The organism is Colwellia sp. M166 (assembly GCF_024585285.1).
Classification (GTDB): domain Bacteria; phylum Pseudomonadota; class Gammaproteobacteria; order Enterobacterales; family Alteromonadaceae; genus Cognaticolwellia.
Map to the genome: position 1 here is coordinate 1673968 of NZ_CP040755.1, position 25523 is coordinate 1699490.

At 38.0% G+C, this 25523-nt stretch carries 22 protein-coding genes; 5 read left to right on the forward strand and 17 right to left on the reverse strand.

What is annotated here, in order from left to right:
• Nucleotides 1-6: 6 nt before the first annotated feature.
• From FGD67_RS07570 to FGD67_RS07615, 10 genes are all read right to left on the reverse strand, one after another.
• Entirely contained in the window at nucleotides 7-501 is a 495-nt protein-coding gene (locus FGD67_RS07570) for an acyltransferase (RefSeq protein ID WP_257174432.1), read from the reverse strand.
• Nucleotides 501-1655: a DegT/DnrJ/EryC1/StrS aminotransferase family protein gene (locus tag FGD67_RS07575; RefSeq protein WP_257174433.1), complete on the reverse strand. Its 1155-nt coding sequence runs from the start codon at nucleotides 1653-1655 to the stop codon at nucleotides 501-503. Before FGD67_RS07575 ends, FGD67_RS07570 begins: the two co-directional genes overlap by 1 nt.
• Nucleotides 1656-1676: 21 nt before the next feature.
• Nucleotides 1677-2258, reverse strand: a complete 582-nt coding sequence (locus tag FGD67_RS07580; protein WP_257174434.1) for an acyltransferase — start codon at nucleotides 2256-2258, stop codon at nucleotides 1677-1679.
• Nucleotides 2259-2260: 2 nt separating this feature from the next.
• Nucleotides 2261-3220 carry a Gfo/Idh/MocA family protein gene (locus FGD67_RS07585; RefSeq protein WP_257174435.1) on the reverse strand — a complete coding sequence of 320 codons (960 nt, stop codon included), beginning with the start codon at nucleotides 3218-3220 and terminating at the stop codon, nucleotides 2261-2263.
• Between the two features lie 53 nt (nucleotides 3221-3273).
• On the reverse strand, nucleotides 3274-4302 hold the full coding sequence (gene wecA / locus FGD67_RS07590) for a UDP-N-acetylglucosamine--undecaprenyl-phosphate N-acetylglucosaminephosphotransferase (RefSeq protein ID WP_257174436.1): 1029 nt from the start codon (nucleotides 4300-4302) through the stop codon (nucleotides 3274-3276).
• Nucleotides 4303-4313: 11 nt separating this feature from the next.
• Nucleotides 4314-5390, reverse strand: a complete 1077-nt coding sequence (locus FGD67_RS07595; RefSeq protein ID WP_257174437.1) for a Wzz/FepE/Etk N-terminal domain-containing protein — start codon at nucleotides 5388-5390, stop codon at nucleotides 4314-4316.
• Between the two features lie 338 nt (nucleotides 5391-5728).
• Entirely contained in the window at nucleotides 5729-8518 is a 2790-nt protein-coding gene (locus tag FGD67_RS07600; RefSeq protein ID WP_257174438.1) for an SLBB domain-containing protein, read from the reverse strand.
• Between the two features lie 130 nt (nucleotides 8519-8648).
• Entirely contained in the window at nucleotides 8649-9695 is a 1047-nt protein-coding gene (locus tag FGD67_RS07605) for an NAD-dependent epimerase/dehydratase family protein (RefSeq protein ID WP_257174439.1), read from the reverse strand.
• 76 nt (nucleotides 9696-9771) lie between these two features.
• Entirely contained in the window at nucleotides 9772-11052 is a 1281-nt protein-coding gene (gene tviB / locus FGD67_RS07610) for a Vi polysaccharide biosynthesis UDP-N-acetylglucosamine C-6 dehydrogenase TviB (RefSeq protein ID WP_306556792.1), read from the reverse strand.
• Nucleotides 11053-11098: 46 nt separating this feature from the next.
• Complete coding sequence (locus FGD67_RS07615; RefSeq protein ID WP_257174440.1) at nucleotides 11099-13813, reverse strand: SLBB domain-containing protein; 2715 nt, start codon at nucleotides 13811-13813, stop codon at nucleotides 11099-11101.
• A gap of 937 nt (nucleotides 13814-14750) precedes the next feature.
• Between FGD67_RS07615 and FGD67_RS07620 the strand changes: the two genes are divergently transcribed.
• The 4 genes from FGD67_RS07620 to serA all read left to right on the forward strand — a co-directional run bounded on the left by FGD67_RS07620 (nucleotide 14751) and on the right by serA (nucleotide 19570).
• Nucleotides 14751-16187, forward strand: a complete 1437-nt coding sequence (locus tag FGD67_RS07620) for a peptide MFS transporter (protein ID WP_257174441.1) — start codon at nucleotides 14751-14753, stop codon at nucleotides 16185-16187.
• 226 nt (nucleotides 16188-16413) lie between these two features.
• Nucleotides 16414-17061 (forward strand): 5-formyltetrahydrofolate cyclo-ligase, encoded by a 648-nt coding sequence (locus FGD67_RS07625; protein WP_306556793.1) that lies wholly within the window; start codon nucleotides 16414-16416, stop codon nucleotides 17059-17061.
• Nucleotides 17062-17587: 526 nt separating this feature from the next.
• On the forward strand, nucleotides 17588-18244 hold the full coding sequence (rpiA, locus tag FGD67_RS07630; protein WP_257174442.1) for a ribose-5-phosphate isomerase RpiA: 657 nt from the start codon (nucleotides 17588-17590) through the stop codon (nucleotides 18242-18244).
• Nucleotides 18245-18340: 96 nt separating this feature from the next.
• Nucleotides 18341-19570, forward strand: a complete 1230-nt coding sequence (gene serA / locus FGD67_RS07635) for a phosphoglycerate dehydrogenase (protein ID WP_257174443.1) — start codon at nucleotides 18341-18343, stop codon at nucleotides 19568-19570.
• Between the two features lie 439 nt (nucleotides 19571-20009).
• On the opposite strand, the gene FGD67_RS07640 is transcribed toward serA, so the two are convergent.
• Genes FGD67_RS07640 through ribE form a run of 4 tightly spaced genes read right to left on the reverse strand, consistent with a single transcriptional unit; the run spans nucleotide 20010 to nucleotide 22366 of the window.
• Nucleotides 20010-20480 (reverse strand): phosphatidylglycerophosphatase A, encoded by a 471-nt coding sequence (locus FGD67_RS07640; RefSeq protein ID WP_257174444.1) that lies wholly within the window; start codon nucleotides 20478-20480, stop codon nucleotides 20010-20012.
• Nucleotides 20481-20482: 2 nt separating this feature from the next.
• Nucleotides 20483-21454: a thiamine-phosphate kinase gene (gene thiL, locus FGD67_RS07645; protein WP_257174445.1), complete on the reverse strand. Its 972-nt coding sequence runs from the start codon at nucleotides 21452-21454 to the stop codon at nucleotides 20483-20485.
• 18 nt (nucleotides 21455-21472) lie between these two features.
• A complete protein-coding gene (gene nusB, locus FGD67_RS07650; protein WP_257174446.1) occupies nucleotides 21473-21889 on the reverse strand; it encodes a transcription antitermination factor NusB in 417 nt (138 codons plus the stop codon).
• A 12-nt stretch (nucleotides 21890-21901) separates the two neighbouring features.
• Nucleotides 21902-22366, reverse strand: coding sequence for a 6,7-dimethyl-8-ribityllumazine synthase (gene ribE, locus FGD67_RS07655; RefSeq protein ID WP_257174447.1), 465 nt, complete (start codon nucleotides 22364-22366; stop codon nucleotides 21902-21904).
• 674 nt (nucleotides 22367-23040) lie between these two features.
• Here ribE and FGD67_RS07660 point away from each other — a divergent pair.
• Nucleotides 23041-23349 (forward strand): DUF6170 family protein, encoded by a 309-nt coding sequence (locus tag FGD67_RS07660; protein WP_257174448.1) that lies wholly within the window; start codon nucleotides 23041-23043, stop codon nucleotides 23347-23349.
• A gap of 116 nt (nucleotides 23350-23465) precedes the next feature.
• On the opposite strand, the gene FGD67_RS07665 is transcribed toward FGD67_RS07660, so the two are convergent.
• From FGD67_RS07665 to FGD67_RS07675, 3 genes are all read right to left on the reverse strand, one after another.
• Nucleotides 23466-24149, reverse strand: coding sequence for a VacJ family lipoprotein (locus FGD67_RS07665; RefSeq protein WP_257174449.1), 684 nt, complete (start codon nucleotides 24147-24149; stop codon nucleotides 23466-23468).
• Nucleotides 24150-24414: 265 nt separating this feature from the next.
• Nucleotides 24415-24885: a DUF2802 domain-containing protein gene (locus tag FGD67_RS07670; RefSeq protein ID WP_257174450.1), complete on the reverse strand. Its 471-nt coding sequence runs from the start codon at nucleotides 24883-24885 to the stop codon at nucleotides 24415-24417.
• Nucleotides 24886-25004: 119 nt separating this feature from the next.
• Nucleotides 25005-25499 (reverse strand): chemotaxis protein CheW, encoded by a 495-nt coding sequence (locus FGD67_RS07675; protein ID WP_257174451.1) that lies wholly within the window; start codon nucleotides 25497-25499, stop codon nucleotides 25005-25007.
• Nucleotides 25500-25523: the final 24 nt, after the last annotated feature.

The window sequence follows — 25523 nt, forward strand, 5'->3', positions numbered from 1 at the left end:
AGTTTATTAAGTTAATTTATTACCAGCTTTATCTATTTTTGCAACTACTCTTGCTGGATTACCAACTACCAGACTATATGGAGGCACATCTTTAGTAACTACTGAGCCTGCTGCCACCATCGAGTACTCACCTAAAGTGATACCGCAAACAATAGTTGCATTAGCGCCTAAACTGGCGCCAGTCTTGACCAAAGTTTTAGTGATTCTCCAGTCTGAATTAAAGGCTCTTGGCACCTTATCATTGGTAAAGCATACATTAGGCCCAACAAATACATCGTTTTCTATAGTCACGCCTTGATATACAGACACTGAGTTCTGTATTTTACAGCCATTACCTATAGTTACGCCTGCATCAATATATACGTCTTTCGACAGTATACAATTGGTACCGATAGACGTATTTTCTCTAATTTGAGTATTGATCCAAACCTTAGTACCTGCGCCAATTTTTGCATCAGGGCTAACATTCGCTGTCGGATCTATATAGATATCTGCTGACATTATAACGTTCCAATTAAGTCACAAATTGTTTCTATATCTTTAGTTTCCAAATAAGGATGCATTGGCAAGCTAAAGACTCTTTTGGCGGCATTTGAAGAAACGGAAAAGTCGCCCGGATTATAGCCTAAACTTTCAAATACCTTTTGTTCGTGTAATGGAATAGGATAATAAACAGCGACAGGAATATTGTTATTTTTTAAGTGATCCATAATTGCAGTTCTATGGTTGTCATCTTTCGCCATTAACGTGTATTGCGCCCAGGCACTAACATAACCATCAGGAGTTGTCGGCGTTGTAACTCCATCAACATTCGCCAAATTAGCTGTGTATAACTTTGCAACATTTTGGCGTTGTTCAATTTCACTATCAAAGACTTCTAATTTAGGTAATAACACTGCCGCTTGTATGGTATCTAATCTACCGGTTAAACCTAGGCGAACATTTTGATATTTATCTTCACCTTGTCCATGTACTCGAATAGACTTTAATTTATTTGCTATGTCATCATTGTCTGTAAAGATAGCACCACCGTCGCCGTAACAACCTAGCGGCTTAGCTGGGAAGAAAGATGTGCAACCTATATCGGCCAGGCTGCCAGCCTTATTGTCATCTATAGAGCCACCAAAACCTTGTGCAGCATCTTCAATGACGACTAAACCAAAATCTTTAGCTATTTTATTTATTTTTACAGCATCTGCAGGTAATCCGAATAAATCAACACTAATAATTGCTTTGATTTTGGCTGCATCAGTACAAATTTTAGAATGAATTGTATTTTTATTTTTAGATATGTCGTTTAATGCTTCTTCAATTAATTTTGGCGAGATATTAAAGGTTTCAATATCTATATCTATAAATAATGGTGTAGCTCCTACAAACTTTATCGCTTCTGCAGTGGCAATAAAAGTAAAGGGTGTTGTTATGACAACGTCCCCTTCGCCAATATCATGTGCCATTAATGCCATAACTAAAGCATCTGTACCTGATGAACAAGAAATACAATGTTTCGTTCCAGTATATTTAGCAAGTTCTGTTTCTAAAGTTATAACTTCTGGCCCCATAACATATTGGCCATGATCTAATACTTTATGAATATTAGTATCTATTTTTTCTTTCAATAAAGCGTACTGTGTTTTCAAATCTATGAATTGCATTGTAATTACTCAAAAATTAATTTATAAAACTAGGGATAAATCTTCACCTGAAAGCTTATATAAAACACCCGTATGTGAACATGTAACTTGCGCATCCCCATGAAGAGGAATATCAAGCTGTTCGCCATATGTGCTCATCCAACCAATCTGCTTTGCAGGGACACCAACCATTAGCGCAAAAGGTTTAACGTCTTTATTAATAACAGCACCAGCACCAATGAATGCATACTCACCAATTGTGACTCCGCATACGATGGTACAATTAGCACCTAAAGTAACGCCTTTTTTAACCAGTGTATCCCGATATTCATCTTTACGTTCAACACCAGAACGCGGATTATATACATTAGTAAAAACCATGCTTGGGCCGCAAAACACTTCGTCTTCTAAATGCACATTATCGTACACAGAAACATTATTCTGTATTTTGCATTTATTTCCAATAGTCACTTTATTGCCAACGAATACATTTTGGCCCAACGAAACGCCATGACCAATTACCGCGCCAGCACAAACATGTGCAAAGTGCCATACCCTAGAGTCTTTACCTATTATTGCACCATCGTCAACTATTGCACTTTCATGCTGATAATATGCTTTCATTATTATTTGCCAGTGACTTTGCTTACAAACGGGTGTATATCAGATGAGTTAACCACAACATCTTGATTGCGAATATCGCTTACTATCTCAATACTTTTACGAGCTTCTTCTAAGCCAAAGCCACCACCGGTCAAAATATGCTCATAACTTTTGGTATGCAAATCAGTAAAACCACCTGAGAATTCTATTTCTTTACCATCAACAGTAATTGAGCGATAAGTTCGTTGCCCTGACGCTTTAATTTCTGCTGGGATATAATCATAATTGACTGACAAAAACCAACGTACTTTTGCATGTTTAAACTCTAAATAGCCGGCGTTAACATCTTCTTGTTTTACATGCGCTTCATTTTTCTTAATATCACCAAAAACCCAACCTAGCATATCGTAAAAATGCACGCCAATGTTGGTCGCAATACCACCTGACTTATTATCATCACCTTTCCATGACGTAAAATACCAGTGGCCACGACTGGTTAAATAAGTTAAGTCGATATCGAAAACCTTATTGGGATTTTTAGCTATTTCTTCTGCTACATAGGCTTTTAAATCGATAATGCTTTGGTGCAGACGAAGCTGTAATATATTATAAACATGCTTACCTGTTTCTTCTTGCACTATTTGTAACGCATCAATATTATGCGGATTTAATACCAGAGGTTTTTCACAAATTGCATGCGCATCATTTCGCAGGGCAAATCGAATATGAGAGTCATGAAGGTAGTTCGGTGTGGCTATGCTGACATAATCAATCTGAGTGCCACTGCGCTTTAAAAGATCAACATGGCGGTCAAAACGTTCATACTCGGTAAAAAAATCAGCATTTGGAAAATGGCTATCAATAATTCCAACAGAATCATTTTTATCCAATGCGGCAACTAGGTTATTCCCTGTTTCTTTGATCGCCTTCATATGACGAGGTGCGATATAACCAGCCGCACCAATAAGAGCAAAATTCTTCATTAATTATTCCTATTAAATATTTTTAAAACTAATCTGTAAGCTATGTTTATGTATTACTCGTCATACTTCCAACTAAAGTGTCGAGCGTATTTATTATAAAGAATAAATATCAGCACAAACAATATTAACGCTATACTTTCGGGCACTTGAAAATATTCGCCGAGCACACCAATTAATGACATCAGTGCTGCAAATATTGAAATAACCACTAAGGTTTGCCGTGAAGAGAGTCCTGCACGTTGTAATATATGATGTAAGTGATCTCGGTCTGGCTTAAAGGGCGATTTACCTTTACGATAGCGGCGCATAACTATCGCCAGCATATCCATTAAGGGTATGGCACATATCCATAGTGCGGTTACAGGTCTAAACGATGCACTATCGCCTTGGGTACCTATGCTTAATAGCCAAATAACACTTAGGCCGATAAACATACTTCCGGCATCGCCCATAAATATCTTTTTGTTATATATTTTAAAAAAGCCCAGATTGAACATTAAATAAGGCAATGTTGCCGTTGCTAAAATTAACGGGTAACTTAAATAACCGTAATTGCCGCTCATTAAAAATAATATTGCTATTGCGGTAAAAGTATTTAAGCTCAAGCTTCCAATTAACCCGTCAATGCCATCAACCATGTTATAAGCATTAATCACGACAATAATAGCAAAGTAGGTAAATATAATCCCCGCAGGGCCTAACTCTATATCACCCATACCAAATAAGTTGCCTAAGTTAGCGATATAATCACCAACGCCGTAGATCATTAAACTAGCGATAATAATTTGCCCAACGATTCGAATACGCACTTTTAAGTCGTATTTATCATCAAGCGCACCTATAAATACCATCATCGCTGAAGCGATCAAGTACATACGTAATTCTAATGTATTCGGTAACCAAAGCAGACTTGCCGCAAGCACAGCAGCAAATATTGATATGCCACCAATAAGGGGTACTTGACCGTCGTGGCGTTTACGCGCATTAGGTTTGTCAACTAAACCTACATCTATGGCAATTGGCTTAAATAACTTTATCGCTAAAAAAGCAAAGCAAAAGGCGGTTAAGGCAGCGACTAGCATTATATTCACTCCTATTTATTTGTAGTTTGTGCTGTAATTTGAACAGCATTAGCAGCACCAGACATGGTTTCAGCTAATTTGTTAGTGTCATCATTGTTACCCTTATTAGTAAAGTAACGAATTAGCACAATTAACACAGATAAAATACCGCCTAACATGGTACCCAACACTACAATTAAGGCACGTTTAGGTTTGGCTTTTTCCTCTGGAGCATTGGCAGGGTCAATGGTTTTTAAGACGTATTCTTCCGAGACTTCCGCCAACATGATGGTTTTAGTTTGTTGCTCAATTAGTTGATAAAATACTGTTTGCATATCGGCCAATTGAGTTTCTTGAAGTTTTTTAGACAAGTAATCAATACTACGTTGTGCTTCGGCTTTATCTTTTTCGCGCATGGTTACATTGATATCGTTCACCAACCATACTAGCCATTGCGTCGCAACTTCAGGAGAGTAATGTTCAATGGTTAATGTGATCATGCCTGTTTCAGCACTCTTATCTACGGATAAAGCAGCTTTGAAAGCTTTGTAAGACTGCCATGCCGATGGTTCAGAACTTTTTGATGTATTGCCTTCACCGAGCCATGTCTGAGTTTTTTCATTATAAACTTCATCATTTAGTATTAATTTTTTAGTATTAACATCCCAATTTTTGGCAGCCATTAAAGGCACTAATAACTGGTGCTTATTAATAAACTGCTCAATAAAAAAGCGCGATTTTAATATTTCAAGCGCAAGACCTGTTTTATCAGTACCGCTACTGCCAAGGTTAATTCCAGCCAAACTTGCTAAACCGCCAAACTGGCCGGCCATTTTAGCTAAACCGCCCGCCCCACCTTGCTCACTGGCTGGGGCCAGCAATATTGTCGCTTTATATATATTAGGTTGATTAATCGCATAAATTATTGAGCTGATTGCAAATAAGGCAGTAATAGCAATGATCAGTAGCTTGCCAGACCAAATAGCGTGCCACAGCTCTGCTAGATCAATTTCGTCATCTTCAGAAAGCTGGTGTTGCTGATAAAATTCGCTTGAATTGATTGCGTCGACTTCTTGTGAAGTACTTCCGTGCAATTTATGATTTTTCACAATAGCCCACATTTATGTTCATTTTAATAACCATTCCTCTAGGCATTTGGCTTTAAACCTTAACCTACATGCCCAAGTGAGGGCGCATTATAACAAGATAGCACTATTTTTTAATAGTGATTATTCAATTTATTATTGGCTAACCGCCCGCCACTCGCTTGATTCTTTAATTACCGACAAGTGTAGCTTAAGAGATGCTCAGCCATTGAATATCTTTAAGCAATATTTTCAAGTATCTATATTAGTTAATATTCAATGCTAACCATCGACATCTTGCCTAAAAAACTACCACTTAAACTACCACTTAAACTGACAGCTGTTTACTGACAGCTAACGACTTATAAGCTACCAATTGCCGCAACTGCAACCGCTGAATTATAGATTATTTGTGTAACTGCTGACCAAAGCGTTAAACCATCTTTGTACTCTAGATCTAGCGGTATAACGATAGTATCGCCTGGAGCTAAAAGCTTATCTTGATTTGTAAACCAATTATTGTTGCTTGCTAGCCTTACTGAACCATCGGCTTTAATAACATAAATTCGTTCTTGATCAGCACGAGTTTTTAAACCACCTGAACGGTCGATATAATCATTTAGATCAAAGCCAGCTTTATACAGATGTGATGTGGCATATTGCACTTCACCTATCACACTTATTGACTCTTTTGTTTTTGGAATATACAAAGCGTCACCGCCGTCTAAGCGAACATCTTCAGTATTGTCATCTGCTAATATGCCGGGTAAATCAATAACTAAACGCCCCACCGCCTCAGCTACGTTTAACTTACTTAGCAAACTAGTCGACTCTGCAAGTTCAGCATTGCTTGCTTTATCACTAGTTAAGCTTATTTGTGCTGTTTCATTTTCAAGTTGCGCTTGTAGTTGTGCTATTTTCTCGGCTTCTTGCCTTTTTAACGCTTCGCGAGTAAAAATAGCCGAGCTTGCATCTGCTTCAGAAGTTAAGCCACCCGCACGTGTTATAACATTACTTAATGTTTCACCTTTTTTTAGGGTATATCGGCCTGGGAAAACTACCTCGCCTACTAAGTTGATTTCACGGTTATCTTGCCATTCAGGTATACGTTTAACATGTAGGGTATCTAGTGATTGCAGTAAAAAACCATCAGTGAGTTTAATATTCTGATGGCTGATTTTCGCATTTTTTATGCCATCATGACTAAAACGCACTAAATCTGCGTCAACTAAATAGCTTGATTCATTTAAGCCCCCCGCTAAGCTGACTAACTCACGACTGGTCATATTAACAACATACGGGTATTGGCCTGGAAAATGTACATCGCCAGTAATAGTTACCACGTTTTGCGCTAAAGTTTTATCTGCTTGTTGGCGTAATTCAGCAATTAAGTCATCTAATAACGTATGGCGAGGCTGATCTCGCTCAAACAAATATAGCCGATCTAGTGCGACTAAAGGTTCATCTAATGCTGCTTGCTTAGTTAAATCGAGATAGAAAACTTCAGTGTTTAATTGCTTATTTTTTCTTGCTAATAAAGCAAATTGTAATTCTGAGGTTTGTGTGTAGCCCATTCCTGCATTTAATAAGTCTTTAACACTAGCATTTACCGTTAACGGATATTGACCAGGGTTGCGTACTGCGCCCTTGATACTGATAACCTTAGCCGCTTCGGCTAATTCGGTTTGTGATTTTAACACATTGAGTAATGGTGTTAAGCTTTCACTTCGATTGCGTTGTTTGTTAAAGACGTAAATTGTGTCTTCGGCTTGTAGCGAAAAATCAGCCGATTGTTGTTGTTTTTTTATATAATGCGAAAAATTTACACTATAACTACTTAACTTTCCTGTAATAGGGTTTTTACGGGTGATTAATATATATTCAAGATCTGGCTGAACTTTAAAGTCATTAATACTGGTAAGTATGTCGCTTAATTTGCTATTTTTATGCCAACCGTATACACCTGGGCGCTGCACATGACCTTTTACGGTAATACTTTCTTCAAGCGCTGATAATACCGAGCTTACTTCAATTACATCACCATTTTTAACTTGACTGTTTTGAGCTATATTGAGATTAACACTGACCACCGAACGTAAACCGCTATTGTTAATACGGCCAATTTTACCTACTTTGGTAAAAGCTTTTGCTGTTACACCACCGGCTAACTTAATAACCTCACCAATGTTTTGCTCACTTTTAAGCTCGTAAATTGCTGGACGACTAACTTCGCCTTTAACGCCAACGGTTTTACCTACTGTAGGAATAAAAACTACATCACCAGCCATTAAGCTAACATCACCAGAAGTATCACCCGCTAATAACAGTTGATATAAATCAAGCGTTGCCACAACTTTGCCACGACGTTTAACTTGAATATTGCGTAGTGAACCAATTTCGTTGATCCCACCTGCCGCATATATCGCCTGAGTAACCGTTGCTAAAGAGCTTAAAGTGTATGAGGCAGCGCGGTAAGCTTCGCCTAAAACAAATACTCTAATTGAGCGTAATTCGCCCATGGAAATATTGCTTTTAACACCTATTTTTCGCTCTTGTATAATACTGCTGATTAAGTCTTTTACTTCACTAAAACTTTGTCCAGCTACGTTAACTGGCCCTAACTTTGGTATATCAATATTACCTTGACGGTTTATTGTTAAGTTATATGAAACGGTTTCTTTACCATAAAGTTGAATAGCTAAGCTATCGCCTGGACCAACTTTATATTCTGAAGGGATAGGTACATCTGAAACTGGCGCAAAGGTTGATGGCTCGCCAGCAAATAAGTCATAGCCAAAAGGTTTTAGTTCAACGGTCTCTGCACTGACACTAAATTGTAAGTTATTGGTTTCAAATGTTTGTTTTTCTGTTACTACGTCTTTTATTACAGAATTATTTTTCACACTATCACGAATAGGTACGAGCTCATTTAAAGTAGGTGAGTTTTGTTGTTTGTTATTAACATTTTTATCACTTAAACGATTAATCGTTGATAAGTCAATGCCCATGCTACTTGCCATGGCTTGTTGCTGGCTAGGTGACAATTGCTTGAATTGTTCAATTTGTGCTTGGCTAATTTCAGCAGCAATGGCGTTATAACTACCAAATACCAGGATAAAACTTAAGATGGTTTTTTCAAATATTAATTTCATTTATAAATGACTTCACTTATTATTATAGTTTTCATAGAGCAAGCACTTTTATATAAGCTTACTTAATTTGGCGTGCTGAAGCTTTATTATTGGAAGATATATATTTTGATTCATCATATTAAAATGTAAGTTAACTCTCTAGCGATGTCAAAAATTTAACATACCAAGGCATAACTTTAGCTATACCTTGTTGAATACGAAATTCAGGCTGATAACCTAATAGCTCTTTAGCTTTTGAAATATCAGCTTGCGAGTGCAGCACGTCGCCAACTCTAAATTCGCGGTAGATTGCAGATTTTTTGTAATCAATATCGTTAGCCCTTAATGCTATGACTAAACTGCTAAATAACTCATTTAAGCTTGTTTTGTCACCCAGTGCGACATTATAAACTTGATTTTTACCTTCATCGCTTGCCATGGCCGCTAAAATATTGGCTTGTACCGCATTTTCAATAAAACAAAAATCACGACTCGTTTCACCATCGCCATTAATAAATAAGTCTTGATTTTCGATCATCGCTGCGGTCCACTTTGGAATCACCGCAGCATAAGCGCCATTAGGATCTTGACGTTTACCAAAGACATTAAAATAACGTAGACCGGTAGCATTTAACCCATAGGTTTTATGAAACACATCGGCGTATAGCTCATTAACATACTTAGTTACCGCGTATGGTGATAACGGTTTACCAATATTTTCTTCTACTTTTGGCAATGCAGGATGGTCACCATAAGTTGAACTTGATGCGGCATAAACAAAAGTGCTGACTTTAGCGTCTTTTGCCGCAGTGAGCATATTAACAAAACCGGTGATATTAGCTGAATTGGTTAGAATAGGGTCGGCAATTGAGCGTGGTACTGAACCTAAAGCAGCTTGATGTAACACATAGTCAACATTTTGGTTATTAAACCTCAGCGCTTTTTGACAATCATCAACATTACGAATATCACCTTTCACAAAAGCGAAGTTATGCCATTGCTCGTTGCTAACTTGGCCTTGTACTTCGTCTAAATTATGTTGATGGCCAGTAGCAAAATTATCTAAACCAATGACTTTTTGATCTAACAACAACAACGTTTCAAGTAAATTAGAGCCAATAAACCCGGCCACACCAGTGATTAGCCAAACCTTTGGTGTGTTTTTTAGTTGTTTTTTTATATCATCGTACTTAGACATGATTACTTCCGTTTTATAGTGTTTTATTTCTTTTACTGACAGCTGACAGCTTAAAACTGTCAGCTTCTATTTGTTTTTATAAACGCATATCAACCGACTCTTTTGGTAAGACATATTTTAAATCATAAAGCACATGGTTAGCTTTACCTAATGCGCGAATATTATCGACGCCCATGGCTTTAAATTCGTTATGTGAGACCGCAAGAATAACCGCGTCATAATGATTAACTTTAGGCTGGTCAGTTAAGCTTAAATTATATTCATGTTCGGCTTGCTCACTAGAGCACCAAGGATCGGTGATATCAACATTGATATTATATTCTTTTAGCTCGCTAACAATATCGACAATCTTAGTATTACGTAAATCAGGGCAGTTTTCTTTAAAAGTAAGTCCCATAATTAGTACATTAGAACCTTCCACTTGAATGCGTTTATGTAGCATATGCTTTACAAGCTGTGAAACAACATAAGCGCCCATACCATCGTTTAAGCGACGGCCAGCTAAGATCATTTCTGGATGGTAGCCTACCGACTGAGCTTTATGAGTCAAATAATAAGGATCAACCCCAATACAATGCCCGCCCACTAGGCCTGGGCGAAAAGGTAAAAAATTCCATTTAGTGCCTGCGGCCTCTAATACTTCTAGTGTATCTATATTTAACTTGTTAAAAATAATCGATAATTCGTTAATCAAGGCTATATTGACATCACGTTGTGTATTTTCAATCACCTTAGCTGCTTCAGCGACCTTGATTGAACTCGCTTTATGCGTGCCAGCAATAATGATTGAGCGATATAAGTTATCAACTACCGTAGCAATTTCAGGCGTTGAGCCTGAGGTGACTTTTAAAATATTTGTCACTCGATGCTCTTTATCACCAGGATTAATACGTTCAGGTGAATAACCAGCAAAAAAGTCTTGGTTATATACTAAGCCGGAAACTCGTTCAACCACAGGGATACAAGCTTCTTCTGTTGCGCCGGGGTAAACCGTTGACTCATAAATGATAATATCGCCTTTACTTACAACTTTACCTAACATTTCACTGGCTTTTATCAATGGCGTTAAATCAGGCTGTTTATGTTCATCGATTGGCGTTGGTACGGTAACAATGTAAACATTAGCACTTTCTAAGTCGGCTACTTCACATGAATAGCTTAAATTAGTAGTTGCCGCTAACTCTTCATCGCTAACTTCGAGCGTGCTGTCGGTACCTTGTTGTAACTCAGTAATACGCGACTTATTAATATCAAACCCCAAAGTTTGATATTTCTTTCCAAACTCTACTGCCAACGGCAAACCAACATAACCCAAACCTATGATGGCTACTTTTACATCATTTAAATTACTTATCATTCTAATTATTCCATTTAATTTTAAAGCTTTACCTAGGCAAAATTAGCTAAATACCATTGATTGCAGCCACTGCAACCGCAGCATTGTATATAATTTGTGTTGCCGTTGACCACAATGTTAGATCATTCATATATTCAGAATCTAGCGGCACGACAATAGTATCACCTGGTTTTAAGGCTGTATTTGACGCCCCAGCAAACCAATTACTTTCTTCAACCATTTTAATACTACCATTAGCTGAAATGACATAAATGCGCTCTTCATCGGCACGTTTTTTCACACCACCACTTTGCCCTATGTAGTCTTCAGCTGACATTGCTGCATTATATAAATGTGACGAACTCACTTGAACTTGACCAATAACATTGATTGAATTTTTCATTGTCGGTACATAAAGTACATCACCACCTTCTAGCAATATCTCTGCACTGTTAGCAGCCATAATATCAGGTAAATTAATCACTAAACGACCAACTGGCTCTAACTCTGTAATATCAGCTAGCAACTTTTGGGCGTCATCATATGATGCAGACGTGCCTTTTTCGGTTAACGATTTTGACGCCATTTCAATACGTAGATCGCCAGCAAGCTTAACTAAATTTTTCTGCTCTAATTCTTTTAGTTGTTTACGAGTAAATATTGAAGCATCAGGGTGGGCATATTCGGTTAAGCCACCTGCCTTAGCAATTAAATCGGCTAAGGTTTCACCACGACGAATAGTGTATTTACCTGGAAAAACAAATTCACCACGCAATTCAACTACATGATTTTCACTCCAAGCTGGAATTTTATGCACGTTTAATCGATCTTTGCTTTGTAAAGCGATATTAGACTGATTATCACCAGTTAACGCTAAGCCTAAGTCAACATTCAATGATAACTTGGTTGCCCCCTCCTGAGTAAAATAATTTCGAGTCACTTCCGCTCGTGCTAAATATGCTGACTCTTTTACCCCACCAGCTGCAGCAACTAAGTCACTAATGTTGGCATTTTTTGCCAGTGGATAAACACCAGGGAATTTAACTTGGCCATCGACTTCAACTAATCGAATTGGTTGACCAGAAGCACCTTGTTGACGTAACTTCCTCAACACGGGTACCAGCAAACGGTGTCGAGAAAACAGCGCCATCTCACGAATATTAACTTCTTCATCTAACGCAGCGTTGGTAATTTGTACTAACGATTGCTTGGTCATATTCTCAGCCTCTGCATCAGCGCTAGTATCTAACGATGGATTTGAAGAGTTTCCACCATATTTTTCCCAAAAAGACTGTTCTTTATACGAGTTTTTCGCTTGTTCTCGCTCCTTTGCAAACAACTGTTCTTGAGTGAAAGCCAACTCATCTAGTGACATTTTTTCGTCAATGTGTTTTGTGACATTAGAAAATATTAATAATTTATCATGAGGCTGTAAAAATAAATTATCAGCAGTATCAGAAAGTGATTGCTCAAGTGCTTTAGCTAAATTAAATTGTAATATCTCAATATTTCTCGCCTTGTCCTTTTGACGAACCACTAAGCCATAACTTAAATCAGCATAAGGTAAAACATGAGAATTTAAGTTAGGTAATAAATCAGCTACTTTCAGCCCTTGCTGCCACTGATATTTACCAGGTCGAGTAACGGCACCAATTACTGTTATAGATTGCTCGTACATGCCGGAACTTTCAAGAACTCGAATATAGTCACCACTTTGTAATAGCTGTTTACGCGCTTGCTCATCAGTTAAATCAATATTAACAATACTGCGTAAACTCTGTTTATTGTAGCGTTCAACAATGGTTGACTGTGGGTAAGCTGAAGGCAACAAACCACCAGCCATAGCTAAAACATGATTAAAATCTTCACCTGCTTTTAATTCATATATTGCAGGGCGTCTAACTTCACCACGAATTGAAACACTCTTGCTTTGCGTAGGAATAAAAACCACATCACCAGAGTGTAGTAAAATGTCACTTGATGAATCACCATGGATCAGCAAGTCATATAAATCAACAATTTTTACTACTTTTCCTGCGCGTTTAACTGCAATATTGCGTAATGAACCGATATCACTAACGCCTCCGGCCGCAAAAATAGCATGGGTAACTGAAGATAAGGAACTGAGCGTGTAAGGACCGGGTTTGTAAGCTTCGCCTAAAACGAAAATACGCATCGAGCGTAACTCAGCTAAACTAACAACCACATTGACACCAATAATGCTTTGTTTAATTTTTTCAGCAAGAAACTCTTTCATCTCGGCAAAGGCTAGACCAACAATTTTCACTGGCCCAATATTAGGCACCAATACCGTACCTTCTCGAGTTATTGGCAATACGTATTCAATATTCTCTTTACCATAGATCTGTACTGACAATTGGTCGCCAACACCAAGTATATATTGTTCAGGAATAGCAATATCCATGGTAGGGGTAAAGGTGTTAGGTGCATTGGCAAAGACATCCATACCGAATCTTTCTAGCGGTTTAAACAGTTCTTCATCTGTTTCAAAATCGCTAGATTCTGCTTGATTCTCCGTATCAAGCTCAGCCTCAGGCCTTGGAGAAAGCTCTGTGGTTGACAGTTTCTTCTCTTCGCTTTGAGATGATATTTGTCCCATAACGGCATTTAAATCAATCCCCATACTTTGAGCTAGTGCCTGTTGCTGAGATTTAGGCAGGCTTTTGAATTGCTCAATTTGTTGCGGAGATATTTGAGCCGAAAATGAACTAAAAGATAAAGTAATCAGAAAATATGTCAGTAGACGAGTAAAGTTAATCATTTTAACGTATTTCTTCCTATAGATACGAGAACAGAGCTAATATCAATTTGAGCCATTAATTTAGCGAGTTTATCACTTTAGAGATAAAGCTATAAACATAAAATTTTTATCAAAGAGAGTTATTATACCTTTCACTTTTAGCCAGTCTCGATGACTAATGAGCCGATAAAAAGTGACTGTAAATACTTCAGCAGCTGGCTGCTAGGTTTCTTAAATAAGAATATTTACAACCTAAAAGCACTATTTTTATTTAGAGAAATAAAGAGCATTAATCTATCGCTTGAAACTATAAATCTAGCCTTTAATCAAGTAAATCAATACAAATGAGTAGCCACTTACTTAATCAACTTAATATTAATCAAAAATAAAGATAAAACAGCGCGGAGTTTATCAGTAAGCGCACTGCGATAAAAGTAACTTTTCATTGCTGGTTTTATTTTATTTAGTACAGACTATATAAATATAGCCAAAATCAAAAGAAACAATGAAAAACAATTACTTAAGAAGTTATTTCAATTAATGATATTTTTTATGAGATCGCTTTGCTGCCTTATCGTTATAAAATGAATTTATACCAACTCTATTACGTTTGTTCACTGAGTGGGGGGAAACTTAGTAGAATTGGCATTATCCCCCCCCTCGAGCAAGTAAATAAGCAGATAGATAAGTAAAAAGTCAATATAAACATGGCTGGCTGAAATAAGCTGAACTCTGGCTAAATAATAAAAAAGACGAGCAAAGAACACATAACTTTCCGCTCATTAATAAGAGATTACCCCGACGGACTTGCCTTTCAAGGCTAGCAAAGGTATAAAACGGGCTGGCTAAAGCTATTTAACACAACTTTGCTCGACAAATTGCCGCATTGACCAGCATGCAAATTCAGCTGAATAATAATAATTATGATGTCGAGCATACTCTTTAAAGGAATTTTTAAATGACAACACCTACAGCAGGCACTTTTTTCGGCCACCCGAAAGGACTGTTTCTTTTATTTGGTACTGAAATGTGGGAACGTTTCGGTTACTACGGTATGCGTGCACTTTTGGTGCTTTATTTGGTTGCCAGCGTTCAAGATGGTGGCTTCGGTTGGACACCAGGTGAAGCGCTAAGTTTATACGGTACATTTACAATGGCGGTTTATTTAACACCAGTACTCGGTGGTTGGCTTGCCGATAACTTTATTGGTCAGCGTAAGGCGATCATTATTGGTGGTATCATATTTTCATTAGGTTACTTTACCTTAGGTATTCCTAAATCCATGCTGGTTGGCATGGAAGAAACCGTTTTCTATATTGGCTTAACATTAATTGTTATTGGTAACGGTTTATTTAAAGCCAATGTATCAAGCCTAGTGGGTGACTTATACGAAGAAGGCGATCATCGACGTGATGGTGCATTTACTATTTTCTATATGGGTATTAACTTGGGTGCTTTCTTAGCACCTATCACTGTTGGTGTTTTAGGTGAACAAGTTAACTGGCACTATGGCTTCATTTTAGCTGGTTGTGGTATGTTAATCGGCTTAACATTACAACTGTTATTCGCTAGAAAGTATTTGGGCGATATAGGGGTAGTACCTTCGGCTAAGCGCATTACCGATGGACAAAAAACTCAAGCACCTATTACTTCTCAAGACATTGATCGTATGAAAGTTATTTTAATCATGAGTATGTTCTCAGTGATTTTCTGGGCTGGATTTGAACAAGCCGGTGGTTTATTTACAATTTATGCATCTGACTTTACTGATCGTACTATTTTCGGTTTTGAAGTGGCAGCCTCTTCATTTCAATCTTTAAATGCCATGTTCATTATTATGTTAGCGCCAATTGTTGCATCTATCTGGGTTAAAATGGGTTCAAATGAGCCAACTTCACCGAAAAAGTTTGCTCTTGCAATGGTATTTTTAGCCTTAGGCTTCTTTGTTATGCTTTGGGCTACCATGGTACAAGGTGGTGATGTTACCGTTAAAGTTAGCATGTTGTTCTTGGTTTTTGCTTACCTTTTCCATACTTTAGGTGAATTATGTTTATCACCTATCGGCTTGTCTATGGTAACTAAGTTAGCACCACTTAAGTTTACCTCAGTATTAATGGGTATTTGGTTCTTATTTACAGCGTTATCAAACAAGCTTGCTGGCTTCATTGGTTCATTTGTTGGCGAAGGCCAAGAGATGGTCGACAATGCCGCTAATATTTTTATGGGTGTTGGTTCTGCGGCCTTAATTACGGGTGTTATTATCTTTATGTCTGCGGGTAAACTAGTGCAGTGGATGCACGGTGCAGAAGGTGTTGATTCACATAATCTTGAAGATAAAATTGAAGAAGAAATTGCCGTTACAGGCACTCATGAAGGTATTTCTGAGAAGCAATAAAAAGCGAAGCTCCAGTTAGAAGGAATTAGCTTTAAGTTATTAGCTGTCAGTAAGAGACTAGAACAAAACATTTCCGTGTGGCACTTGTTTTCTCTGATAGCTGATAACTTCAAACTTTTTAACTTTTGTTAAAACGAGTAATATTCAGTTATTACTCGTTTTTTTATCGCTAATTTTTAAACCTGACTTTTAACCCTAGACAGCACTTGGCCTGAGGAGTAAAGCTTTGAATATTAAATTTTCTAAAAATTCTACAAAAGATCGTATTGCATCAAAAAATCAAAGAGATGCGATTCGCCAGCAAGTAAGACAATTACGTCAGCATTTGACTCCCACACAGCAAACCGACGCTGCAATACAGTTATTAGCGCGCTTTAGTATTGATGAAAAAATATTATCAGCCAAAAGCATTGCCCTTTATCTAACTAATGATGGCGAACTTGACACGCAATTACTGTTTGAATGGTGCTGGCAACAAGGTAAGCAGGTCTACTTACCTGTTTTACACCCTTTTACCAAAGGACATTTACTGTTTCTACATTATGATAGCCAGACTTCTCTAGTTAAAAACCACTTTGCTATTGCGGAGCCTAAACTGGACGTAAGAAAAATTATTCCATCTCAACAGCTCGATATTATTTGTACACCTTTAGTGGCTTTTGACAACGCGGGTGCACGCTTAGGCATGGGCGGAGGCTTTTATGATCGGACATTAAGCCATTGGCATCAACACTATAAACAGCAAAATATCGTCAAACCCTACCCTATTGGTTTAGCACATAACTGCCAGCTTGTTGACTCATTACCGTCTGAGTCTTGGGATATTCCATTACCTGAAATAATCACCCCAAGCATGCATTATAAATTTAATTAAAGCTTGGTTTTTAAACTTTTTTGTTTGCTATAATGCGCGATAAGAACTAGCTATCAGTTATGAGCTGTCAGTAAGAAAACTAGCTTTAAGTCTTAAGCTGTCAGCTTTCAGTAAAATCAAAAACCTAACCATGAGTGTGGTGCTTGGTTTTACTTCTTTTAACTGACAGCTTTGAACTTAAAGCTCAGAAAACAGCTGTCAGTTTTAAGCTTTCAGAAAAATCAAAAACCTAACCATGAGTGTGGTGCTTGGTTTTACTTCTTTTAACTGACAGCTTTGAACTTAAAGCTCAGAAAACAGCTGTCAGTTTTAAGCTTTCAGAAAAATCAAAAAACTAACCATCAGTGTGGTGCTTGGTTTTACTTGTTTTAACTGACAGCTAACAACTTTGAACTTTATTTTAACTGATAGCTTCGAACTTTTAACTTTATTTTAACTGATAGCTTTGAACTTTTAACTTTATTTTAACTGACAGCTTCAAACTTTTAACTGTCTTTTCACTCACAGCTAAACCTAAGGTTTTCTAATGACTCAAGATGAAATGAAAAAAGCAGCGGCAATCAAGGCGCTAGACTATATCAAAGCAGATACTATCGTTGGTGTTGGTACTGGCTCAACGGTCAATCACTTTATTGATGCACTTGCGACTATTAAAGACAAAATTATTGGTGCAGTTTCAAGCTCTGAAAGCTCAACTGAGCGTTTAAAATCTCATGGTATAGAAGTCTTTGACCTTAATAATGTTGATGGCATTGATGTTTATGTCGATGGTGCTGATGAAATTAATCCACACCTACATATGATAAAAGGTGGTGGTGCAGCCTTAACGCGAGAGAAAATTGTAGCCGCTGTTGCAAAAACCTTTGTTTGTATTGCCGATGACAGCAAACAAGTGCCGATGTTAGGAAAGTTTCCTCTGCCAGTTGAAGTGATCCCGATGGCACGCAGTTATGTGGCGCGAGAATTGGTGAAATTAGGTGGCGATCCAGCCTACCGTCAAGGCGTTATTACTGACAATGGCAATGTCATTATTGATGTACACAACCTAACAATAATGGATCCTAAAGCGCTAGAAAATAGCATTAACGCTATTGCAGGTGTTGTTACTAATGGCTTGTTTGCAAATCGTCCAGCAAATGTCTTAATTATCGGCAGTGCCGACGGTGCAAAAATAATAAAATAACACTTTAGAGTTTATACCCTATATGATAGTTTAGGTATCTAGCCATCTAAAATAGCATTCATTAAGTAATGTTTGATCGAGAGAAGTTAAACTATCATGAGTCACAATTCACTAGCGAAAGACAAAATTAAGATCCTACTTCTAGAGGGCGTGCATCAAAGCGCCCTTGAAGAACTGAAAATAAAGGGCTATTCAAATATTGAATACATTAAAACTTCACTTTCAGAAGCTGAGCTGATTAAAAAAATTGCTGATGTACACTTTATCGGCATACGATCTCGTACTGACTTAAATAAAACGGTCTTAAGCCACGCGAAGAAACTGGTAGCCATTGGTTGTTTTTGTATTGGCACTAACCAAGTTGATAAAAATGCTGCTCAAGCATTGGGGATTCCCGTATTCAATGCGCCTTTCTCAAACACCCGCTCTGTCGCCGAGTTGGTACTCGGTGAAACACTCTTACTCTTACGTGGAATTCCTGAAAAAAGCGCTCAAGCACACCGTGGCGTTTGGAATAAGTCAGCAATAGGCTCAGTTGAAGCACGAGGAAAAACCTTAGGCATCATAGGTTACGGCCATATTGGCATGCAACTGGGCATATTAGCAGAAACCTTGGGCATGAAAGTGCGCTTTTTCGATATTGAAACTAAGTTACCTCTAGGTAATGCAAGCCAAGCCCCCACCATGACGGCACTATTAAAAGAAGCTGATGTTATTAGTTTACATGTGCCTGAAACACCACAAACAAAGAATATGATGGGTGTGGCAGAATTTGAAGTGATGAAAGATGGCGTTATCTTTATCAACGCTTCACGTGGCACTGTGGTTGATATTGAAGCGTTATCTGAAGCACTAGCTAATAAGAAAGTTGCTGGGGCAGCAATCGATGTTTTCCCCGCCGAGCCTAAAGGCAATGCTGAAGAGTTTATTAGCCCATTACGTGCCTTTGACAACGTGATTTTAACACCACATATTGGTGGTAGTACTAAAGAGGCACAAGAAAATATTGGTCTTGAAGTCGCCAGTAAACTTGCTAAATATTCAGATAATGGTTCAACCCTATCAGCTGTTAACTTTCCTGAAGTTTCACTACCTGAGCACACAGGTACGAGTCGATTGTTGCACATTCACCGCAATCAACCTGGGGTATTAACAAAAATTAACCAAATGTTCGCTGAACATAATATCAACATTGCGGCACAGTATTTACAAACAGCCGATCAAATTGGTTATGTGGTTATCGATATTGAAGCACAAAGCCGAGAACTTGCGTTGAAAGAATTAAAGCAGATTGATGCAACGATTAGAGTAAGGTTACTCCACTAAAGCGACAATAGCTGTCAGTTAAGAAAGTAGTTTTAAGTTCTGAGCTGTCAGCTTTCAGTTAAAAAATAGCTCTAAGTTTCGAGCTTTCAGCTTTCAGTTAAAAAAGTAGTTTTAAGTTCTGAGCTGTCAGCTTTCAGTTAAAAAAGTAGTTTTAAGTTCTGAGCTGTCAGTTAAAAAATAGCTCTAAGTTTTGAGCTGTCAGCTTTCAGTTAAAAAGTAGTTTTAAGTTTCGAGCTGTCAGTTAAGAAAGTAGTTTTAAGTTTTGAGCTGTCAGCTTTCAGTTAAAAAGTAGTTTTAAGTTCTGAGCTGTCAGCTTTCAGTTAAAAAATAGCTCTAAGTTTCGAGCTTTCAGTTAGAGAAATAACAGCCGTGTGGCACTTGTGTTGTCTGATAGCTGATAGCTTAAAGCTTTGTCTTACTGATAGCTTAAAGCTTTGTCTTACTTAAAGATAAACATCATACAAGCCCAAGCAGCGATACCCGCAACAATATCATCGAGCATAATACCTAAGCCACCATGACAATTCTTATCTAAATAAGAGATAGGCCAAGGCTTAAAAATATCAAATAGTCTAAAAAGTAAAAACCCGACTAAAATACTCTGCCAGCTAATGGGTATTAAGAACATAGTGATTAAAAAACCAACAAACTCATCCCAAACAATCGCGCCGTGATCAGGTACACCGGCATCTTCTGCGGCTTTACCACAAATATAAATACCAGCGACACTCATCACTATTAGCAACAATAAATAAAGCGGACTGCTCAGCGGAGCAAGCAATAAAAACAGTGGAACCGCCGCTAAGGTACCAAATGTACCTGGTGCTTTAGGCGCTAAACCACTGCCAAAGCCTAAGGCTAAAAAGTGGACTGGATTGAGTAAGCGAAAGTTAGCTGTCGACTTAGTCATTATTAATCTGTGCTACTGGCAAAATGTTCAAAGCTTTTAGCTCGGATCGGCACTGATTTACTGTTCAATGTTGAGGTGATCTTTGCACTCCGATTTATCTGGCCAATACAAGTGATCGTATTGCCCGTATTTGCCAGTGCTGTTTCCATACCAACTTTATTATCTTCACATACCGTGAATAACAATTCGTAATCGTCACCGCCTGCTAAGGCAATCTCACAAGCTTTTTCTAAACCAACAGTATCACGTAAAGCATTAGAAATAGGTAAGTCATCAAGCACGATATTGGCACCAACATTTGACGCTTCACAAATATGCCCAAGGTCAGCAAGTAAACCGTCGGATAAATCTATCGCCGAGCTGGCATACTCTCTTAATGCTTGTCCGGCAAGTACTCTAGGCCTTGGATAGTCTAAACGCTTACGAACACTATCAAGGTATTCAGCTTCAACAACAACTTCATTAAAAATGTGCTTAAGCGCTAAGGCAGCGTCACCAATTTCACCAGTAACATAAACCCAATCACCGGCCTTAGCGCCTGAACGTGAAAGGTGTTTAGCTTTAGGAATTAAACCTTGGGCTGTTACGGTGATGCTTAATGGGCCTTGTGTGGTATCGCCACCAATAAGCTGTACATTATAAAACTCACATAGCTCAAAGACACCAACACAAAACTCTTCAACCCATTGCAGATCAGCTTCTGGCAGCGTGATAGCTAATGAAATCCAAGTAGGCTCTGCACCCATTGCGGCTAAATCAGATAAATTAACGGCAATCGATTTATGGCCAATTGCCCGTGCACTCGTTTGATGAGGAAAGTGCACGCCGGCAACTAAAGTGTCTGTAGTAACGGCGATATTTTGACGTTCAGATGGGCTAACAATAGCGCAATCATCACCAATACCAAGCAGCACATCTTTACGTTTAATCACCTGCTCAGTAAAGAAGCGCCTGATCATTTCAAACTCTTTCATATTACAACCAAGTATTGATTATTCGTTTGGACGAACAAGCTTAACGACCTTATCTAAAACACCGTTAACAAACTTATGGCTGTCATCAGCTGCAAATGATTTTGCTAACTCGATAGCTTCATTAATAATAACGCGGTAAGGCACGTCACGACAGTCAGAAAGCTCATAGACTGCTACGCGTAAAATAGCCTTTTCTACAGGATCAACGTCAACTAATGGGCGATCAACATGAGGAGATATTTTCTCATCTATGCTGCTCACTTGTGTTGAAACACCACGAAATAATTGTTGAAAATAAACAATATCAAAGCGTCTAGCACTATTTTCAGTTAAAAAATTTGTTTCAATTTCAGCAATGTTATTTTGACTTAACTGCCAAGAATAAACCGCTTGTACTGCCAATTCTCTGGCTTTTCTTCTAGGTGATGGTTTCACAAAAGTATCCTGTTATAACTTATCTAGCACATTAACCATTTCTAAAGCACTTAATGCTGCTTCAGCGCCTTTATTACCAACTTTAAGGCCTGCACGATCAATAGCTTGTTCAATAGTGTCTGTGGTAATAACACCAAATGCCACTGGCATAGTATATTCCATAGCGACTTGCGCTAAGCCTTTATTACATTCACCAGCAACAAAATCAAAATGAGGTGTTCCACCACGGATCACAGCACCGATAGCGATAATGCCGTCATACCCGCCTTTAGCTGCAATTTTTTTAGCGGCTACTGGTAACTCATAAGCACCAGGAACGCGAATTACGGTAATATCACTATCTGCAACATTGCCATGGCGTTTAAGCGCATCTACTGCACCTTCAAGTAAACTTTCAACCACAAAACTGTTAAAACGAGAGACTACGATGGCAAACTTCTTACCTGTTGCATCAAAATTAGCTTCTATGACGTTCATTTAAAAATCACCTACTGATAAAAATTGCCGCAATTCTAACAAATTGCGCGCGACTGAGGAACTCGTTTTAACAAATTAATAGTAATAGAGACTAATTCATTGAGTATTAAGTCAATATCTTGTCCGAGCATAGGATCATGGCTGTACGAATAAGGCTATAAAGCCTTAATCTTCAGCAATATACTCAATAGCCTGAACTCAGGATAAGATATAATACCAACGCTACTAAGTTTCTCTCCACTCAATGAAATTTAAAAGACTTAGCTGCACAGGTTGACAGTTCCAGACTGAACCTAAGTACATCCATGTAGGCAAGGCATTGATTGAAGATAATGGTTACTCTCGACAACTGCTCCTGCGTTGTTCTAATGACTCACATCCCTGTGAGAGCCTTATCGACATCAATAACGCAGCCTGAAAGCCTTTTAAAGCCACCCTTGGTGAGCTTACCAGCGATTTGATAACCGTCGTAAATTTCCTTTATATAGAATAACTATATTCAAAAAATGATCGTTGTTCTCAAAATGCTGGTATGCGCTGAGTAGGAACAAACTTAATAGACTTGGTATAAACAGCCCAAAATTCTCTATTCTGTCATTTGCTCATGGTACATTCAGCGTCATTTTTGTATCATAGTGAGACCTAAACTTTAATGATGTATATACTAAAACCTTATGGCTATTTATTTTTCTTCCGATAAAATCCCTGCACTGCGAGCATTTAGCTTACATCAACGCCAAGCTATCCTAGCAATTGCGCAAACCAAGTTTTCAGCCCCGGAAAAATTCATTCTCAATATTATTAAACTGTCGCTATTAATACCGCCTTTTCTCTTTATCGCAAATTTACAAGGTTTAGCTTTACTCATCTCAGTGTTAATTGTGCTGATAGTTTATTTCCTCGTGCTTAGGCCTATTATGCTATTTTTCTCACAAAAGCATCTTAATAAAGCTATCGCTGAATACAAAAAAAGTGAACATTAAGTTCACTTTTTCTTTATAGCTCTTTTCACTAAAGTGTTAAACCACTAACATTTTAGTGATAAATCTATCATGTAACATCTAGTACCTTGACGCTGAAAAGAACATTGGCTCAAAAATTAAGGCTCCATACCTTCAAGCTCTTCTAGGTATGCATCAATATTTTCTTCTTCTTCAATATTCACTTCAACTGGAGGGTTACCGTCATAAACCTTATATTGCATATTTTGAAAATAAGCATTTTTAACAAATTCATAAGGATCAATAGAGTCTTTTAGAATAGCTTCTTGGTCAGCTAGTGATGCTCGAGCCTCCAAGCCGAGAATACCGGCTCGAACTATATTTGGCCAAAAATCAATAATGGCCAACGGCCAGTAATAACGATCGACATAATCGCCTACTTCTTCACGTACAGAAGACGGGCCTAATGCAGGCACAACTAAATAAGGACCATCACCAACGCCATAACTTCCCAACACTTCACCAAACTCTTCTTGTTGACGGTTCCAGCCAAAATCACTTGCCGGATCAAAAAAACCTAGCATCCCTATGGTCGAATTTAAAACAAAGCGTCCTGTAGATTTCGCTGCATCCGTGAACTTTGCTTGTAATAAATGATTAATAATTGTTGATGGTTCATTTAAATTCAGCGCCATGTTGTGTACACCTGAACGTAAATTGGTTGGCATATACTCGACATAACCCTCTGAAGCTGGCTTGAAGACATATTTGTCAGCATAATCCCAAGTAAAAGTCCAAAAAGGTCGGTTAATTGATTCCAACGGATCTTTTGGATCTGACAAGCCTTGCTCCGAGGTAGGGGTTGTAGAACAAGCAGTTAAAAAAAACGAAAATACTATCATTAACAAAAGCTTCGAGCTAAAAACAGTTTGCGCTTTAGATGCCAATTTACTTACTCTCTTCACTTAAGGGGTCCTTGTGTTATAACAATTGCGTCAATATTTATTGAGGGATTTTAAATTAAAAATCAATTGAAGCATATCTCTCTGACAGTTTATCATGGTCAACTAGCTACTAGCATTAAGTGTTTTGTTTAAAAACTGTAAGTTAGAATTTTGATTTTTTTTGACGATGAATAGCCAGTAACATTTCGGCTTCTGCTCTAGGAATATCACACTCGCGCATTATTTCGATAATATCAGCGCCTAGCTCAACAAGTTTTTGCGCTCTAGAATAAAGTTTATCTTCTGGCTGTTGATGTAACTGCTGCTCAATAACTTGTAACTTACTGTTAAATTGCTCTTGAGCCACTTTAATGCGATGTTCAAGCTGTTTACTGACTTGCTCATTTTCTAGTTGCGATGCTTGATAAGACTGTTGATTGGCTTCTACTTGTAATTGGTTTTGACTGAGAGCGGTTTGCAAAGCAATTAATTGCAGCTCTTGGTTTTGTAATTCCTGTTGCAATTTATCAATTTGTCGGCTGAAACGATTTTTTAATGCCAGTAATAACATAGCAACGAGCATCACTATGGTAAATGCAATTAAACTGATCAGGTTAGCAGGAATATTTTCCATAGGATAACAAGGTACCGCAGAAATTTAAATGCCCGCTCAAGCAGGATTATTGGTAGTAACAAGTCTAGTAAGTTCTGTCTCATACTGCGAGAATAAACCTACTAGCATTGGTATAATACTTAGAATTGCTTTAATTCATCCCATTCAACATCTGACAGTAACTTATTTAAATCGACTAAAATAAGTAGCTCACCATCTCTATTTGAAACACCTTGAATATATTTGGCACTTTCGTCATTACCAACATTGGGGGCGACATCTATTTCAGAGGTTTTTAAGTAAACAACCTCAGCAACGCTATCAACTAAAATACCGATAACTTGAGTTTCGGCTTCAATAATAACAATGCGCGTATTATCGGTTAGCTCTGCTGACTCCATACCAAAACGAGCCCGTGTATCGATAACGGTAACAACATTACCACGTAGGTTAATTATTCCCATGACATACGCGGGTGCTCCTGGGACAGGGGCTATTTCTGTGTAGCGAAGTATCTCTTGTACTTGCATAACGTTAATGCCGTAGGTTTCATTATCAAGCTTAAAGGTCACTCTTTGTACTACTTGATCTTTAGTATCTACACTTTCACTTGCATTGCGTCTTTCATCTGACATACCGCTAGCCTCTTTCAATTTTTG